Source organism: Massilia sp. CF038 (assembly GCF_900129765.1).
GTDB lineage: Bacteria > Pseudomonadota > Gammaproteobacteria > Burkholderiales > Burkholderiaceae_D > Telluria_A.
Genome location: NZ_FQWU01000001.1, coordinates 1,336,292 through 1,353,879 on the forward strand (window position 1 = coordinate 1,336,292; position 17,588 = coordinate 1,353,879).

The following is a 17,588-nucleotide window of genomic DNA, read 5'->3' on the forward strand; positions in this document are numbered from 1 at the left end:
ATACTATGTACAGCACCAAACCAGTTTCTCTGCAGTCCCAGCGCGGCATCACGATTACCGGCCTGGTGGTCAGCCTGGGCCTGATTCTCTTCGTCGGCCTGTTCGCCATGAAGGTATTCCCGTATGTCCTGGAATACCGCGCAGCGAAAAATGCGATCCAGAGCGTCAAGCATAGCGACGGCACCCCGCAAGTGCAGCGTTACGCCTTTGACAAAACGGCCGACATCAACGGCATCAAGTCGATCAGCGGCAGCGACATCATCATTTACAAGGTCAATGGACAGACGGAAGCGGCGTTCGACTACGAAACCAAGATCGACCTGTTTACCAATGTCTACCTGGGCGTGCGCTGGATGGCCACGACCGACCCAAGCGGCAAAATGCCAGCCCCGAAAACGCCCGAACAACCCTGACAGGCTGTGCAGCCCGCAACCACGACAATGAATCTTCAGTTATTGCAGTCTCGCTTAGGTTACACGTTCCAGGATGCTGGCCTGTTGCAGCAAGCCTTGACGCACCGTAGCCACAGCAGTCTGCACAACGAGCGCCTGGAGTTTTTGGGCGATTCGATTCTGAACTGTGTGGTGGCATCGGTGCTGTACGAACGGTTTGCCGCCATTGACGAGGGCGACCTGTCGCGGCTGCGCGCCAACCTGGTCAAGCAGCAATCCCTGTACGAAATCGCCCAGAAACTGGAACTGTCGCAGTTTTTGCGTCTGGGCGAAGGCGAGCTCAAATCCGGGGGCTTCCGGCGCCCGTCGATTCTGGCGGACACGCTGGAAGCCTTGCTGGGCGCAATCTTTCTTGACGCGGGCTTCAATGCCGCGCGCGACGTGATCCGCGCCTTCTACATTCCCATCCTTGACTCGGTTGACCCGCGCACACTGGGCAAGGATGCCAAGACGCTGCTGCAGGAATTTTTGCAGAGCAAAAAAATCTCGCTGCCGACCTACAACGTGGTGGCCACCCATGGCGCCGCGCACAGCCAGGAATTCGAGATCGAATGCCTGGTGCCCAAGCTGGGCATCCAGGTCTACGGCCGCGGCGGCAGCCGCCGTGCCGGCGAACAGGCTGCGGCCAAGCTGGCCCTTGAGGTCGCCCAGCAGGCGCTGGTCAAGACACCGGGCGCCAGCCGCAAGACCAAGCCGCGCGCGGCCCAGCTCAAGCTGGCCGGCATCGCCACCATCCAGAGTGACGGCGATGGCGAAGGCGAGGGCGCCGTCGCGCTTGCCGCGCCGGTCGCCGCAAGCAAGCCGGCCGACACCAAGGCCCCCAAACAAACGCAACCTGAAACGAAGTCCGCATGAATACCGCCACCACCCAAGACCCTTTCCGCTGTGGCTACATCGCCATCGTCGGCCGCCCCAACGTGGGCAAGTCGACCCTGATGAACCAGCTGATCGGCGCCAAGGTGTCGATTACGTCGCGTAAGGCACAGACCACGCGCCACCGCATCACCGGCATTCAAACCCTGGACGACGCCCAGTTCATTTACGTGGACACGCCGGGATTTCAGACGCGCCATTCGAATGCACTGAACAAGACGCTCAACAAGACCGTCACAAATACCCTCATTTCTGCCGATGTGATCTTGTTTCTGGTCGAGGCCGGTACCTTCGGTCCGGCCGACCAGCAAGTGGTCGATCTGCTGCCCAGCGACGTGCCGGTGGTACTGGTCATCAACAAATCAGACCGCGTGAAAGACAAGGCGGCGCTGATGCCGTTCGCGCAAGAAGTGTCGAGCAAGCATAACTTCGCAGCGATCGTGCCGGTGTCAGCCAAGCTGCGCTTCCAGCTTGACGCCCTGCAAGGCGAGATCAAGCGCTTCCTGCCGGAAAACGAGGCCGTGTTTGGTCCGGACGACATTACCGACCGCAGCGAAAAATTCCTGGCCTCGGAAATCGTGCGCGAGAAACTGTTCCGCCTGGTGGGCGACGAACTGCCCTATACCAGCACGGTGCTGATCGAGCAATTCGAGCAGGAAGGCGATCTGCGCCGCATTTTCGCGGCCATTCTGGTCGAGCGCGATACCCACAAGTCCATGGTCATCGGCAACAAGGGGGCACGTTTGAAAGAAGTGTCGACCCAGTCGCGGCTGGACATGGAAAAGCTGTTTGGCGGCCCCGTGTACCTGGAAATCTGGGTCAAGGTCAAGTCCGGCTGGGCTGACAACGAAGCCGGCCTGCGCGCCTACGGCTACGAGTAAGCGCGGCAGGAGAGCGCCGAGCGCATGAGCAAGCTCGAAGCAGACCCGGCCTCTGCGGCGCCTGTCGCGCCGCCGCCCCGGCGCCCCCGCGCGCCGCAACGTGCCAACGGCCCCACGGGCCGCGTGACGGGCCAGCCCGCCTTCGTGCTGCACAGCTACCCCTACAAGGAAACCAGCCTGATCGTGGACATGTTCACGCGCGATCACGGCCGCGTTGGCCTGGTGGCCAAGGGCGCCAAGCGGCCCCATTCGCAGCTGCGCGGCGTGCTGCAAACCTTCCAGCCCCTGCAGGCGTCGTGGAGCGGCAAAGCCGAACTGCGCACCATGATCGACGCGGAATGGGTGGGTGGCATGCTGCCACTGGAAAAGACTGCGCTACTGTGCGGCTTTTACCTCAACGAGTTGCTGGTCAAGCTGCTGGCGCGCGACGATCCCCATCCCGCCTTGTTTGACCATTACGTCTCGACCCTGAACCAGCTGGCCCACCAGGAACCGGCCCCCATCGTCTTGAGAAAATTCGAACGGGCCTTACTTAAGGAAACAGGGGTGGCGGCCGACCTGACGCGCTGCACCAGCACACGTGCGCCGGTCGACCCCAATGTGGACTACGTGGTCGATCCGGAACGCGGCCCGCGCCTGGTCCGCGCTGCCGACCAGTGGCCCGTGGTCAGTGGCAAAACATTGCAGGATGTCGAGCGCGAAGATTACGCCGACCCTGCCACCGTCGCCCAGAGCAAGCAGCTGATGCGTTTTCTGCTGGCCCACCAACTCGGCGGCGCGCCGCTGAACACGCGCCAGATCCTGATCGACCTGATGCAGTTATAAACGAAAGAATCGCCCCATGAGCTTCCTGCAACCGAACGGCCCTGTCATTGACCTGGGCGTTAACATCGACCACGTGGCGACCTTGCGCAATGCGCGCGGCACCGTGTACCCGGACCCGATTCGCGCCGCGCTGCTGGCCGAGCAGGCCGGCGCCGATGTGATTACCCTGCACCTGCGCGAAGACCGGCGCCACATCAAGGATGCCGACGTGCTGGCGCTGCGTCCGCAACTGATGACGCGCATGAACCTGGAAGCGGCCGTGACTCAGGAGATGATCGACTTCGCCTGCGCGGTCAAACCGCAGGACGTGTGCCTGGTGCCCGAGCGGCGCGAGGAAGTCACCACCGAAGGCGGCCTGGACGTGATCCGCTACTACAAGGAAGTGGAAAAGGCCGTGCGCCAGCTGCAGGCCGAAGGCATCCGCGTGAGCCTGTTCATCGACGCCGATGAAGCCCAGATTGGGGCCGCGGCCGACGTGGGTGCACCCGTGATCGAACTGCATACGGGCCGCTACGCCGAGGCCGAAGGCGCCGCGCTGGCGCAAGAACTGAAACGGATCCGGGCCGGCGCCCGCTTTGGCGTGGGACGCGGCATGAAGGTCAATGCCGGCCACGGTCTGCACTACACCAATGTGCAGGCAGTGGCGGCCATCGCCGACATCGGCGAGCTCAATATCGGCCACGCCATTGTGGCGCACGCCGTGTTTGCCGGCTTCGAAAACGCCGTGCGCGAAATGAAGGCCATCATGGTGGCGGCACGCCTGGGCGCGCGCCCATGATTTATGGGATCGGCACCGATATCGTGCAGATCTCGCGGATTCAGGCGGCGCTGGCGCGCAGCGGCGAGCGCTTTGCCGCCAAAATCCTCGGGCCCGATGAACTGTGTACGTTCAAGGAGCGGCGTGCGCTCAACGAGGCGCGCGCCATGCGCTATCTGGCCACGCGCTTCTCGGCCAAAGAAGCGTTTTCCAAAGCGATCGGCCTGGGGCTGCGCCTGCCCATGCGCTGGCACAGCGCGCAGACCTTGAATGCGCCCAGCGGTCAGCCGCAGATCGTGTGCAGCGGTGCGCTGGACGCGTTCATGCGCGACAATAAACTCAGTGCGCAGGTAAGCATCAGCGATGAAGCTGACTATGGCGTTGCCTTCGTGATTGTGACGCAAGAGGTATAAGGGTATGAGCGAAGGGACAGACAGCAACGCAGAACTCGTCAGCGCCGGGGCCAGTGCGGATGCCCGTGCCCAGGTGCTGGCCACCGTGGCCAAGCTGCCCGGTCTGCCGGGCGTGTACCGCTATTTCGACGCGCAGGACGCGCTGCTGTACGTGGGCAAGGCGCGCGACTTGAAAAAGCGCGTGTCGAGCTACTTCCAGAAGAATTTATCCAGCCCGCGCATCGCCATGATGGTCGAACGCATCGCGCGCCTGGAGACCACGGTCACGCACAGCGAGGCCGAAGCGCTGATCCTGGAAAGTAACCTGATCAAGACGCTCAAGCCGCGTTTCAACATCCTGTTCCGCGACGATAAATCGTATCCCTATCTGAAGATCACGGGCCAGGACGTGCCGCGCATGGCGTACTACCGGGGCGCGGTCGATAAAAAAAGCCAGTACTTCGGCCCTTTCCCCAGCGCCTGGGCGGTCAAGGAATCGATCCAGATCCTGCAAAAAGTATTCATGCTGCGCACCTGCGAAGACAGCGTGTTTTCCAACCGCACCCGGCCCTGTCTGCTGCACCAGATCGGGCGCTGCAGCGCACCTTGCGTGGACCTGGTCAGCAAAGAAGACTACAAGGTCGACGTGGACAACGCGGCCAAGTTCCTGCGCGGACGCCAGAGCGAAGTGATGGCCGACCTGGAAGCGAAAATGCACGCCTACGCGGGCGAGCTCAAATTCGAGCAGGCTGCGGCGGTGCGCAACCAGATCCAGTCGCTCTCGCGCGTGCTGCACCAGCAAAGCATGGACACCGGTGGCGACGCCGATGTCGACATCATTGCCGTGGTGGTGCAGGGCGGGCGTGCCTGCGTCAACCTGGCCATGGTGCGCGGCGGGCGCCACCTGGGCGACCGCGCCTATTTCCCAACCCAGGTCAGCGACGCCCAGGTGTTTGCCGAGGCATCCATCGAGGTGGAAGTGCTGGCCGCCTTCCTGGCGCAGCATTACAGCGAAAAGTTCGTGCCCGGCACCCTGATTCTGAATATCGAATTCGACCAGCCAGCCCTGATGCTGGCACTGACCGAGCAGTGCGGGCACCGCATCAACCTGATCTTCCAGCCGCAGGGGCAGCGCCGCCAGTGGCTGGAAATGGCGCTCAAGGGCGCCGAAATCTCGCTGGCGCGCCTGCTGTCCGAACAAGGCTCGCAGCAGTCGCGCACGCGCGCCCTGGCCGAGGCCTTGTCGATCGAATCGGAAGACCTGGACACGCTGCGCGTGGAATGCTTCGACATCAGCCACACCCAGGGCGAAGCGACGCAAGCGTCGTGCGTGGTGTTCCATCACCACGCCATGCAGAACGGCGAATACCGGCGCTACAACATCAACGGCATCACGCCGGGCGACGATTACGCCGCCATGCGCCAGGTGCTGATGCGCCGCTACGAGAAAGTCGCCGGCGGCGATGGCGTCATGCCCGACGTGGTGCTGATCGACGGCGGCAAAGGCCAGATTGAAATGGCGCGCCAGGTGTTTGCCGAACTCGGTCTCGATATCAGCCTGATCGTGGGCGTGGCCAAAGGGGAGGGGCGCCGGGTCGGGCTCGAGACGCTGCTGTTTGTCGACGGCCGCCCGGCCCAGGAGCTGGGCAAGGAGTCGGCCGCGCTGATGCTGGTGGCACTGATTCGCGACGAGGCACACCGCTTTGCCATTACCGGCATGCGCGCCAAACGGGCCAAGACGCGCCAGACCTCGCGCCTGGAAGAGATCGAAGGTATCGGCGCCAAGCGCCGGCAAAAGCTGCTGGCCCGCTTTGGCGGCTTGCGCGGCGTGGTCGACGCCAGTGTGGAAGACTTGATGTCGGTGGAAGGCATCTCCACCGCGCTGGCCGAAGAGATCTACCGCCAGCTGCATTAACTCTGGCGAACTGGTGCAATATGCATTAGCAAGGTAGACTAGCGGCGCATGTATCCATAACGCTTAACCAAGTCCGCGCCTTTATGCCTTTTAATATCCCGATTCTTCTGACCTGGTTGCGTGTTGCCCTGATTCCCCTGGTGGTGGGCGTGTACTACCTGCCGATCCACTGGCTGCCGCGGCATGACCAGGACCTGGCCGCCACGATTGTGTTTGTGGTCGCCGCCATCACCGACTGGTTCGATGGCTTTCTGGCGCGGCGCTGGAATCAGACCTCTGCCTTTGGCGCGTTTCTCGATCCCGTTGCCGACAAGCTGATGGTCGCTGGCGCGCTGCTGGTGCTGGTGCATTTGCAGCGGGTCGACTACTTCATCGCGTTCATCATCATTGGGCGCGAGATCACCATCTCCGCGCTGCGCGAATGGATGGCCCAGATCGGCGCTTCGCGTTCGGTGGCGGTCAGCTCGATCGGCAAAATCAAGACGGCGGCGCAAATGAGCGCCATCCCCATGCTGCTGTTCGATAACTGGCTGTTTGGCGTGTTCCACACGCGCCGTTTGGGCGACTACCTGATGATTCTGGCAGCCGTGTTGACGGTATGGTCCATGTTTTATTACATGCGCCTGGCCTGGCCGCTGATCAAAGAGAAGGCCGGCGATACTTTGTGAAATTGTCAGGGCCCCTTACCTTGACAAGCCGCTCAGATCGTCTATAATGCCTGCCTGTTGTGACGACGCGGGAGTAGCTCAGTTGGTAGAGCGCAACCTTGCCAAGGTTGAGGTCGAGAGTTCGAGACTCTTCTCCCGCTCCAGAAATTTGGAGCATGTCGTAGGTTATCCTTGGAATGCTGGTCGGTTTCTGCGATAATCGTTGTCTTGCAAAATGCGGGAGTAGCTCAGTTGGTAGAGCGCAACCTTGCCAAGGTTGAGGTCGAGAGTTCGAGACTCTTCTCCCGCTCCAGATTATCTGGGCAGGCAAAAGTGGTAAAAATGTAAGGCTCCAATGCGGGAGTAGCTCAGTTGGTAGAGCGCAACCTTGCCAAGGTTGAGGTCGAGAGTTCGAGACTCTTCTCCCGCTCCAGAATTCAAAAGGGAAGCCTGGCTTCCTTTTTTTTACTCCGCAAGGAGTAGCGCAAGTCCTCTGGCGAGGTAGCAAAGAGGTTATGCAGCGGCCTGCAAAGCCGTTTAGACGGGTTCGATTCCCGTCCTCGCCTCCAGAATAAAAATAGCCCACCGATGCGTGGGCTATTTTTTTGTCTGTAGGGGTTTCAATTTGCTGCTGCCATTCGGGCTGAAGTACGATTGCCGGGACTGACCCCGGTGTTGTTCGGGCTGAAGTACGATTGCCGGGACTGACCCCGGTGTTGCGTTCGGGCTGAAGTACGATTGCCGGGACTGACCCCGGTGTTGCGCAAAGGCGAATTTGGACTCGCAGACTATGTATGGTACGCCGGGTTGAATCCAACGCAGCAATTTGTTGGTAGTTATCGCATCGACATCCTCCCTGTAAGGGATGAGCAGATCAGGTTCGAGCTCAGCAACAATTCGAGCATGAAGTCATTCCTTTATGGGATTGGTCCTGCTTGGGAGCGTGGGACGGCAGCGCCGTTCGGGAACATGCGGCAGACCTATTCTTTGACCGAAGAGGTGAAGCGATGAAACGGTTGATGATACTGGTGGTCCTAGTGGCGGCCGTGACGGGGTGCTCGAAGCAACCTATCACCCCGGTCGGCACGTATTTGCTTGATACCGCAGGGAAGTCAATCACGCTGGCGGTTCAAGGTGATGGTAACTATTCCCTGAAAGTCAGCGAGCCGGGTAGGCAGACCAACGAAATTCGAGGGCATTGGCAAGACGAAGACGGGACAGGAAGTTCGATTTCTTTCTCTGGAATCATTTGGGAAGGAACCGATCCGCGAGCAGGGAATGGCTTCTGGAAAGCGACAATTGAAGGGCCATCGCAAAAGATCTGTCTCGATGGCGAAGGGATAGTCTGTTTTGCGCGAAGTAAATAGCGCCCAGAACGCGCTTGCCGGTACGGGCCATTTCTTGGGTTACGAAACGGATCTGTCATGGAGTTGCCGAGTTCCGTGCCATGGCAGGATGTCTTGCGCGATTTATGAGAACGCCGTGGCATAGCGTGAACCGCACTGCGTGCCCGAATATGGAAGTACAGGGTCTGTGCTGCCGAGTCGAAACAGGCCCGGACATGAAGAGGCGGCCTCTCCAGCAAAAATTTGGCGCTTTTCGCTAGTGAATTTCGAACTCTTACAGAAAATTTCACCGAGTCAGTGAATTCACAGAAAACTGCAATGTCAGCGACTACCCTTGCAAAACTTGCGTACATATTAGTTGCCATAACGCTATTGGGAAACGCTACTAGTAATTAGAGGCTGGAAGCCGCATGAGTAAAATGAGAACCAAGCTCCGCTTGTGGCCGATCGCTGCCGATTGTATTCGAAGGAGCAGGCGCCTCGAAGATTTTATCGACCGTAACCTGCTGATTTTTCTGACAGCACAACGGCTAGCCCAGCCGTTGTGTAGTCACCGCTGTTGCCGGCGTGCTATCTCCATAGGCGGCGCGAACGAACATCTACTTTTGATGTAGGACGTTCTTTTATTGAAGTTATTCGCGAGAGTAAAATGGATTTTGCGAAGTTGAGTTTTGAATTGCACTCCAAGATATGCATGGTCCTTGGGCGACAAGTTCTCGAGTCAGAGAGCAGTGAAGTTGCATCATTCGAAAATTTTTCAGAGAATGATATTAAAGAATTTCGCATGCTAGGTAGAATTAGTGCAGTGTTGGCGATCTCGTTTATTCGTTTTAGATTGGCCCCAAAGTTCGATTTAAATACGGTTACATCCTATTACGCAACCGTCGTCCAGCAACGGTTTTCCTTGAACGAGTGGCGAGCGATGGATTAGGGCACCTCGCAGGTATGTGCGGAGTCATGGGCGCACACCTTCAAGCGTCATCCAGCCGCCGGGTAGGCGACCGCGTCATAATGAATTTATATGGTTTAAGAAGTGTTGTAGCTGCGCGTGGGTAGGCGCATGGGTAAAGGAGTCAATTTTTGTGTCATTCGTCGGGGGGCTAGGCGGAGACGGTCCCCGCCAAACGATTGGTGGAAGCTGTTTTTGACCGAGCTCAAGAGGCTGAAAGTGTGGTGATCGCCTAACTAGATGATTCAAGAGGAGGGGAAACGGCCTGCAAAGCCGTTTAGACGGGTTCGGTTCCCGTCCTCGCCTCCAGAATAAAAATAGCCCACCGATGCATGGGCTATTTTTTTGTCTGTAGCGGTTCAATTTGCCACCGCTCCCATCCGCAATACCTACGCAAATTCCAGACCCAAGGTCTGGCTGTGAGTGAGGTAATAATCGGAGTCAAAATGAAACGGGAAAACGCTGAGTATTTAACAAAGGCTTTTTTGCAGATAAGCGCGGATTTAAATGCGATTACCTACGACTACAGAGAAGATTGCGGTGAAGCAGACCCGGAATATCTAAAGTTCAGGAAAAGTGTTGGTCAAGTACTCGGTACCTTTTACATGGATATTATGATGCGCGTCTTCAAGGATTTCCCGGATTTGGAGCCGGAAGAGCTGCGAGACTGTGACGAGGACGGTGCAGATAGTGAAGACCAGGAGCGAGCTCGTGGTGGGCTTAGTGTCGACGGGCCCAAGGAAATTGATCTGTAACCAGCGCGCAAGGACCACGCATTGGGATACGCACGCCATGTTTGAGCATGTCAAACTTCTGTTTGCCTTGCTGCTTGCCAGCGGCATATTCAGCCAGGCGCACGCTGCCAACGAGGCTCTGGTCGATACCGCCCGCCTCTGGAGCACCGTGAAATATACCCATCCCGCGCTGGCCGATGGCCGGATCGATTGGGATCAGGCCTTGGTCGATGCCATGCCAGCGCTGGCGGGTGCCGACGATCTGCCAGCCTCGACGGCGGCAGTGGCCCGGCTCATGGCGCCACTGGGCGATGCTTCCTTGCGCATCCATGCAGCCGAAGTCCCGGCGCTGCTGAACTGGCCGGCAGGCAGGCCCGATGTGGAATGGTTGCCTGGGGCTGTCGCGCTGCTGCATTTGCATGGGGGGCAGCCGATCGAGCTGGCCCGCTTTGACAAGCTGGGCAGTGCCCGCAAACTCATTCTCGACTTGCGTCCTGCCACCGGCGCGCGCCACAGAGGGTGGGAGCGTTCGCTGCAGGCCCTTTTGTCGCGCTTCATTGATCAAACGGTGGAACTGCCGGCACTGCGCTACCGCCTGGCTTCCGGACCGCGCCCCAGCATCGAAGGCTGGGAGGGTTTGCCTGGCGCGTTCATCACGACCGAGGCGGACCTGCTGGTGCCGATCGCCGGCAGCAAGGCATGTCCGATGGTGGTAATTGTCAACGACAGCGAGCCGGTGCCGAAAGCCATTTTGGCCCTGCAACGGGCGGGACGGGCGCAGATCGTCGCGGAAGGGGCGACCCACATTCGCAGCGGCCCGCTGCAAACGGTGCACATGGGTGGCATGACCGTGGAGTTCAGTGCGGGCGAGCTGGTGTCGCGCGCCGGACGCGTGCGGGTTGCCGCCGATGTCGTGCTGGCACAGGATCGTGGTGTCGGTGCCGCCAGTGGACCGGTGCGGGCAGCGCTGCGTCTGTTGGGCAGCAAGCGGCGCGCCGCTGGCACTGTCAAGAACGAGGCCGCGGCGTTTCCAGTGCGTCGCGACGAACCGGAATATCGCGATATGGCCTATCCTGCCCTGGCCTGGCGGAGGCTGGCAGCGATCAAGCTGTGGGCCGTGATGGATCGGCATTTTCCAGCCAAGCGGTGGATGAGTACGTCTTGGGACGAGGCGCTGGCCACCTGCCTTGAGCGCATGGAAGACGTGCGCGATGCACATGAGTACGGGCGGGCGCTGGAAGACATGGCCGCCAAACTCGACGATAGTCACGTGGGCGTCTACAGCCGGGCACTGAACCTGGGCCGGGGCAAGGGCATCCTGGGTGTGCGCATTGACCATGTCGAGGGCCGCTTTGTGGTTACGGGCTTTGCCGACACGGCGTTAGCGTCTACCGGCACTGTGCATATCGGCGACGAAGTGATGGCAATTGACGGCGAACAATTTGGCGAGCGCGTCTCGCGCCTGGCGCCCCGGATCGCCGCCTCTACGGCGGCAGGCAAGATCCGCAAGACCATCGCACGAGTGCTTCTCGGCCCGATTGATGGCATCGTTTCGCTTGACCTGGCAGGCGCGGATGGTCAAGTGCGGCGACTCACGCTGCGCCGCGGCGCGGCCATGGACGAGGGTCCGCTGCGCACCGCAAGGCCGAGTGTCGAAGTCCTGGATGGCAATGTTGGGTACGTCGACCTGGATCGGCTGATGCCGTCGGAGGTTGACGCCATGTTCGAGACGATCAAGAACACGCGGGCCGTGATCTTTGACATGCGTGGCTATCCTCACGGTGTGGCCCATGCAATCGCGCCGCGCCTGAATGTCCTCGCGGCGGCCACAGGCGCCGTCAGTTTCCAGAATCTCGTGACGGCAATGCCGCTTGGCAAAGGCGTTCAGCTGGCGTTCCCATCTGTATTTGAACCGGCCACGGCACCGCTCTACCGGGGAAAAGTGATCATGCTGATCGACGAACGTACCCAGAGCCAGGCTGAGGACCTGGCTTTGGACTTGGAGGCGGTAGCGCCCATCACATTTGTTGGGACACCGAGCGCAGGGGCCGATGGTGACCTGCGGCAAATTGCCCTGCCTGGCTGGGTGTATGTCTCGTTTTCCGGTTACGAAGTCACCCATGCAGATGGCGCCCAATTGCAGCGTGTCGGCGTGACGCCCCATGTACATGTCGCACCGACCCTGGACGGTATCCGGGCCGGGCGTGACGAAGTGCTGGAGCGGGCGCATGCGATGGGGGAGCAAGCCCGATAGGCGTGACACAAGAATAGCCCACCGATGCGTGGACTATTTTTTTGTGTAGGGTTTCAATTTGTTCCTGCCGTTTGAGCTGAAGGACGATTGCCGGGACTGACCCCGGCATTTTGACCCCGGCATTGTTGAGCTGAAGGACGATTGCCGGGACTGACCCCGGCATTGTTTGCATACTTGCGGAGATGCTTTTTAGGGGAACTGATATGCGAACTAGTCGTCCAGAATGTGCGATCGTGGTCCATGGCGGTGCGGGTGCGGGAAGTGGTTTAAATGATGGTTGTATTGTCGCGGCAGATGCGGCGCGTTGCGACCTGAATGAGGGCGGTGCTGCGTTGAGCGCTGCCGTGGCAGCGGTGGTATCGATGGAAAACGATGGCCGCTTCAATGCAGGCACGGGCGCGGCGCTTGGGCTTGATGGCAAGACGATTGAAATGGACGCGTGCGTGATGGATACGCAGGGCCGCCTCGGTGCGGTGACCTTGCTGCGCGGCGTGAAAAATCCTGTTTTGGTGGCTCGGCAAATTGCAGATACACCACATTGCCTCATTGGTGGGGAAGGTGCGGTACGTTTCGCGCGCGCAATGGGGCATGCGCCATATGACAAGGTCAGCGAGCATGCCCGTCAACAATACCGCGAGATGATGGCAAAGCTGGAAAGTGACGACGCTGCCATGCCCGGTGTAGCAAATGGCGACTTTCTTAAATTCTGGAATTACGCCGATGCGCCAAGGTTTCGTATTCCATCAGCAACCGATACGGTAGGCGCGGTGGTCCGCGACCATGACGGTGGGTTCGCCGTGGCGGGTTCCACAGGCGGCTCCGCGCCCTCATTGCTGGGCCGTGTTGGTGACACTCCACTGGTGGGATGTGGCTTTTACGCAGGCACGTTTGGTGCGGTTGCCGCGACTGGTGTGGGTGAGTATATGATCCGCACTCTACTGGCCGTCCGGGTGTATCACTGGATCAGCGAAGGCGTCAGCGTGGCCGAAGCCCTCGCCCGCGGCATTGCGCTTTTCCCCGCTGATGTTCCAGTCGGATTGATTGCCGTTTCTGCGACCGAGGCCGGGGCATGTGCCAACGCGGACATGCCTCACGCGATCGTCCGTGGCACTGCTGGGTAATTGCATGACTAGTGAGCGAGCAAGCACCCGCCCGTGAATTCATCACGTCGTCCGGCAATTCCTGAATTGCGGGACTCCATTTTCGCTTTCCTCTCTGGTAGCGCAACTTTGCAACCAAGATTCAACAAGTGATGTGACAAATTGTGTTGAAATTCTCCTTCACTACGCTGTCGTGTATTCAGACCGATAGGAAGGACTATTTGCTTGATGGATTCAAAAATTGCTTCGGATGAACGGCTGCACTTCCGCGATCGCCTTCAGGCCGCGTTGCGTGCAGCGAAGGTTCCCGTCAGAGCGTCCACGGTGGCGCAGGAATTCAACTTGCGTGCTGACGGTGCTACGGTCACAACGCATGCCGTACGTAAGTGGCTGGGGGGCGATGCGATTCCCACGCATGAGCGATTAGTGATCCTGGCAAGCTGGCTTGGCGTACATGCCTCATGGCTATTGTATGGCGATGCCGAAAATTCTGATTTCACGGAAAAACAGCCTGTGCCCTCGCTTCGCACGCAAGAGCTGCTCTTGTTGCGCGACTTTAACCATCTGTCACCGATCGGTCAGACGGTCCTGCGTGAAGTGCTCGACATTCTCATGAAAAACCTGTCATCGGATACTGTCTCTCAGGACACTAAGCGACGCGGCAAAAAACCCTGAAGAGATTTTGCGCAGCTGCAATACTACGCACCCGTGTATGCAATCTTCCTGGAGCAAAGGTGGAACATGAAAACGCGAACAAATATGGCACAGGCTCACAGCGTCGAATCTGGAATACAAATGTGCGCGGTGGAAGGGCGCGCGGCAGCGGAAAAGTACTTACTGCATCTCGCCGTTCCTGATCATGTGATTCTTCGGGTGCTTGATACGGCGGCGTTTCGCAGAAAGCCAAGCAGCCCTGCGACCAAAAAAGAGCCCCGATTTCTCGCAAGATGAGCAAATGCATGTCCGTGATTAGTACAGACTGGTCGAGGTAGTCGCGTCAGCCATCAGACCCGCGGCGTCATACCTGGGTAACGTTGGACCGCGCAGCCGCCCGGGCGATTTCAAAGGATGGCCGCATGCTCAAGTAGGCGCGCGGCAGTCACAGGCATTTACTGGTGTTGTTCAGATTCGAGCGCGGCGGACACTTTGTGCTTAGCGAATCCAGCGCCGCACCAGCGGGCCGATCGAGCCACCTTGCGCCAAAATCGAAAACACCACCACCGCGTAGGTCAGCGTGACAATGGTTTGGCGCTCGGGCGAGGCCGGGATCGACGGCGCCAGCGCCCCCGAAACTGATTTACTGCTCAGAGTTATGGTCGACGAGGATGCGCTGTCCACAGGTGAGGTGTCTGCCGCTCCCCCAGCGGTCTGAATCTGCAGCGAGAAACGAATTTGACACTTCGGACACTGTATCCATCCCGGCATGTACGGCGCGGCTGCTCTCTTGCCACTCCGGGTTGGCCGCCGTCCCCGCGTTCTTGAACTCCATGTATCCGTACGTTCCGTCGATTCGACAGAACACGACGACTCGATCGCACTCGTCAACGCTGACTACTTCGTGGTGTATTTTCGTCTCGACAGGTCGATTGTTTAAAGTCATGTGCTGCATCGCACGCGCCAATTTAATCACGACAAAATCGAAACTGCAAAAAAGCGGCGGCGCGATCATTTGACAGCGTGCCCGATAGGACAAGCATCAAGCCTGGCAACTACTGCAGTTTCGCATGGGAAAACTTCGCCTCGTGTCGCGATTGACATGGAACACAACATGCAACATACTAAAATGGAAGCGCTTCCAACAAAAACATAACGGAGATAAAACGATGGTCAGCATGCGGAACAAATATTGCACTAGCAGCTGGGCCGCGCCATTCGCCAGCACCGCGCGAGGTGCGCTGCTGGGCGGTCTGATGGCAACGGCACTATTGGGCGGTTGTGGCGGCGGCAGTCCATCGGGCACTACCCCCGGCCCGGCACCGTCTCCCACGCCCACTCCCACTCCAACTCCCGCTCCAAGCCCGCCCATGTTGAAGTCCGATGGCACAAAGTGGGTTGACGCCGACGGAAAGCAAGTTCTGCTGAAGGGCACCAACCTCGGGAACTGGCTGGTGCAAGAGTTCTGGATGATGGGCCAGGGCGGCAACGGTGTGACCGACCAGTGCACGCTGGAGGCAAAACTGACCGAGCGCTTCGGCTATGAGGAGAAGGAGCGCCTGATCAAACTGTTCCGCGACAGCTGGATGAGCGGGCGCGACTGGGATCAGCTGAAGGCCTTTGGCTTCAACGTGGTGCGCTTGCCCATCTTGTGGAGCGTCATCGAGGACGAGAAGAAGCCAAAGACCTTGCGCGCGGATGCCTGGAAATACATCGACTGGAGTATCGCCGAAGCAAAAAAGCGCGGCATCTACGTCATTCTCGATCTGCACGGCGCCGCAGGCGGACAAACGCCAAACGATCACACAGGATGCGCCGGGCAAAACAAATACTGGACTGATGCGGACGCCCAGGAACGTACGCGCTGGCTGTGGCAACAGATTGCAACCAGGTACAAGGATGAACCGGTGGTCGCGGCCTACGACCCGCTCAACGAGCCGTGGGGTTCGACGCCCGACGCCATGGCCACGCGCGTCGAGGAGCTGTACAAAGTCATTCGGGCCATTGATCCTAAGCACATCGTCCTGCTGCCCAGCCACTATGGCAGCATTGATGCTTACGGCAATCCGACCGACAAGGGGTTCACCAACGTTGCCTTCGAGCTGCATCCGTATCCCGGCTTGTTCGGCGACCGGCCTGGCGACACTCCCTACATGGTACACCGCGACTGGCTGCTGTGCGGACAGACCGGCGCAGCGGGCGTGTGCGCGTACAACAAGCAGCTGAGCGACCTGAAAATTCCCTTGCTCATGGGCGAGTTTCAGCCCTGGCAAGGCGCTGGCGTGGAACTGGGTGGACAAATCGGCAGGGCAACCTACGACACGTTTGCCAGCTACGGTTGGGCATCGACCTCGTGGTCGTACAAAGTGGTCAGCCCAGCAGGCGGGACGGGCAATGGCACGTGGGGAATGGTGACCAATGCGGTGAATGCCAACTTTGACACGGGCGTCGGCCTGGTCGCCAAGGCCAGCACATGGGACTGCGCCGGCTGGGATGCCAGCTTTGCTAACGCCTGCGCGAAAAACGTCACTACCATCAAGGTCGGCGGTAGCGGTCCCAAAACGTACTACTTCATCATCAAGAGCGGCGCCCTGGACGGAAGCGACCCTGATGTGAGCTTCGACAAGATCAGCATCATCGACACCGCTACCAGCGCCGAGGTCATCAAGAATGGCGATTTTGGCTCAAATACCGATTGGACGACACTTGCTATCGATGGCACTCTTTCCCTGAACTTCAACGACAAGACTGCTGGAAAGAGCCCGGCAGGTAGTGATGGTACTGTCCTGCGCATCGCTCGTCCCGCCGGCATCACTGGCGCTATCAATGGTGGCGTTTATCAAGCGATTACGCTGCAAGGCGGCAAAACATACACCTTGAGCGGCGTCTTCAAGGACAACGGCAGCACCAATACCTGGGCCGAGATGTATCTGCTCGACAAGCCACCGCTCCCAGGCAAAGACGTCATCGACATGAACGGCAAAGTGGACTTCACCACCGCAACGGTGGCCGAAATCGAGACGCTGTTCAAGAGCTATGCAACCCAGCCCTACGAAGCGCACCCGGGCTTGGTCAAATGGTTGATCAGCCCAACCGCTCCCGAGGTCTTCAATCTGCCGGCGCGACCTGCCGGTTTGAAGCTGACAGAAGGGGTGGGAGGCAATGTGCTCGCTTGGAACGCCGTACCGGAGGCGAAGGTCATCGGCTACAACGTCTATCGAAGCACCACCATGGGAGGCAACTACGTAAAATTGGCCGACAAGGTTGTTGCGGCCACGTTTACGGATACGACTGCTGCGGTTGACGCCACTTACTTCTACGTTGTGACGGCTGTCGCAGCTGCCAATGAGAGCTTCTACAGTGACGTTGCGAGCACGACCATCAAGTCCGTCGCGGTGCCGGCGACGCTTCAGGCCGAAGCCTTTACCGCCATGAGCGGCATCCAGACGGAGACCTGCAGCGATACTGGTGGCGGCTTGAACCTAGGCCACTTTGATGCTGACGACTACGTTGAATACAAGATCAGTATTGCGACTGCTGGCAACTTCACCATCGACTACCGTGTTGCGAGCGCCAACGGCAGTGCTGGCTTCGAGGTCTGGGTGGATGGTGTGAAAGCTGTCGGTGCGATGGCTGTGCCCAACACGGGTGGCTGGCAGACCTGGGTCACGCAGACCAGTGTTCCCGTCGCCCTGACTACCGGCGAGCACACACTGCGTCTGAAGTCCGTCGGCAAGGAGTGGAATCTGAACTGGCTGAAGGTGAGTGCCCAATAATAATGGCAAAACCGTCCGGGTGCGGCGAGGCGT

15 protein-coding genes and 4 tRNA genes are annotated in these 17,588 nt (G+C 59.3%); 18 read left to right on the forward strand and 1 reads right to left on the reverse strand.

Annotated elements, in window-relative coordinates; translation table 11 throughout:
• The first annotated feature begins 5 nt into the window (after nt 1–5).
• From BUC24_RS06225 to BUC24_RS06315, 17 genes are all read left to right on the forward strand, one after another.
• Nucleotides 6–413 (forward strand): DUF4845 domain-containing protein, encoded by a 408-nt coding sequence (locus tag BUC24_RS06225; protein WP_073213218.1) that lies wholly within the window; start codon nt 6–8, stop codon nt 411–413.
• Nucleotides 414–440: 27 nt separating this feature from the next.
• Nucleotides 441–1,307 carry a ribonuclease III gene (rnc, locus tag BUC24_RS06230; RefSeq protein WP_073213219.1) on the forward strand — a complete coding sequence of 289 codons (867 nt, stop codon included), beginning with the start codon at nt 441–443 and terminating at the stop codon, nt 1,305–1,307.
• On the forward strand, nt 1,304–2,206 hold the full coding sequence (era, locus tag BUC24_RS06235) for a GTPase Era (protein WP_073213220.1): 903 nt from the start codon (nt 1,304–1,306) through the stop codon (nt 2,204–2,206). The genes rnc and era overlap by 4 nt, the downstream gene beginning before the upstream one ends.
• 24 nt (nt 2,207–2,230) lie before the next feature.
• On the forward strand, nt 2,231–3,031 hold the full coding sequence (recO, locus tag BUC24_RS06240; protein ID WP_073213221.1) for a DNA repair protein RecO: 801 nt from the start codon (nt 2,231–2,233) through the stop codon (nt 3,029–3,031).
• Nucleotides 3,032–3,047: 16 nt separating this feature from the next.
• A complete protein-coding gene (gene pdxJ, locus BUC24_RS06245) occupies nt 3,048–3,809 on the forward strand; it encodes a pyridoxine 5'-phosphate synthase (protein WP_073213222.1) in 762 nt (253 codons plus the stop codon).
• Complete coding sequence (gene acpS, locus BUC24_RS06250) at nt 3,806–4,201, forward strand: holo-ACP synthase (protein ID WP_073213223.1); 396 nt, start codon at nt 3,806–3,808, stop codon at nt 4,199–4,201. The genes pdxJ and acpS overlap by 4 nt, the downstream gene beginning before the upstream one ends.
• A 4-nt stretch (nt 4,202–4,205) precedes the next feature.
• Nucleotides 4,206–6,095, forward strand: coding sequence for an excinuclease ABC subunit UvrC (uvrC, locus tag BUC24_RS06255; protein ID WP_073213224.1), 1,890 nt, complete (start codon nt 4,206–4,208; stop codon nt 6,093–6,095).
• Between the two features lie 83 nt (nt 6,096–6,178).
• Entirely contained in the window at nt 6,179–6,763 is a 585-nt protein-coding gene (gene pgsA / locus BUC24_RS06260) for a CDP-diacylglycerol--glycerol-3-phosphate 3-phosphatidyltransferase (RefSeq protein ID WP_073213225.1), read from the forward strand.
• A gap of 67 nt (nt 6,764–6,830) precedes the next feature.
• Nucleotides 6,831–6,906 (forward strand) — tRNA-Gly (locus tag BUC24_RS06265).
• 73 nt (nt 6,907–6,979) lie between these two features.
• A tRNA-Gly gene (locus BUC24_RS06270) sits at nt 6,980–7,055 on the forward strand.
• 44 nt (nt 7,056–7,099) lie between these two features.
• Nucleotides 7,100–7,175, forward strand: a tRNA-Gly gene (locus BUC24_RS06275).
• 62 nt (nt 7,176–7,237) lie between these two features.
• Nucleotides 7,238–7,311: transfer RNA gene (locus BUC24_RS06280), tRNA-Cys, on the forward strand.
• A gap of 438 nt (nt 7,312–7,749) precedes the next feature.
• Complete coding sequence (locus tag BUC24_RS06290) at nt 7,750–8,109, forward strand: hypothetical protein (RefSeq protein ID WP_143167401.1); 360 nt, start codon at nt 7,750–7,752, stop codon at nt 8,107–8,109.
• A gap of 1,374 nt (nt 8,110–9,483) precedes the next feature.
• Nucleotides 9,484–9,792 (forward strand): hypothetical protein, encoded by a 309-nt coding sequence (locus BUC24_RS06300; RefSeq protein WP_073213229.1) that lies wholly within the window; start codon nt 9,484–9,486, stop codon nt 9,790–9,792.
• Between the two features lie 37 nt (nt 9,793–9,829).
• Nucleotides 9,830–12,025 (forward strand): S41 family peptidase, encoded by a 2,196-nt coding sequence (locus BUC24_RS06305; RefSeq protein WP_073213230.1) that lies wholly within the window; start codon nt 9,830–9,832, stop codon nt 12,023–12,025.
• A 203-nt stretch (nt 12,026–12,228) separates the two neighbouring features.
• Entirely contained in the window at nt 12,229–13,146 is a 918-nt protein-coding gene (locus BUC24_RS06310; RefSeq protein ID WP_073214850.1) for an isoaspartyl peptidase/L-asparaginase, read from the forward strand.
• 204 nt (nt 13,147–13,350) lie between these two features.
• Entirely contained in the window at nt 13,351–13,800 is a 450-nt protein-coding gene (locus BUC24_RS06315; RefSeq protein WP_143167402.1) for a hypothetical protein, read from the forward strand.
• Between the two features lie 477 nt (nt 13,801–14,277).
• On the opposite strand, the gene BUC24_RS26580 is transcribed toward BUC24_RS06315, so the two are convergent.
• Nucleotides 14,278–14,463: a hypothetical protein gene (locus BUC24_RS26580; protein WP_143167403.1), complete on the reverse strand. Its 186-nt coding sequence runs from the start codon at nt 14,461–14,463 to the stop codon at nt 14,278–14,280.
• A 686-nt stretch (nt 14,464–15,149) separates the two neighbouring features.
• Here BUC24_RS26580 and BUC24_RS06325 point away from each other — a divergent pair.
• Complete coding sequence (locus BUC24_RS06325) at nt 15,150–17,555, forward strand: cellulase family glycosylhydrolase (RefSeq protein ID WP_073213233.1); 2,406 nt, start codon at nt 15,150–15,152, stop codon at nt 17,553–17,555.
• Nucleotides 17,556–17,588: the final 33 nt, after the last annotated feature.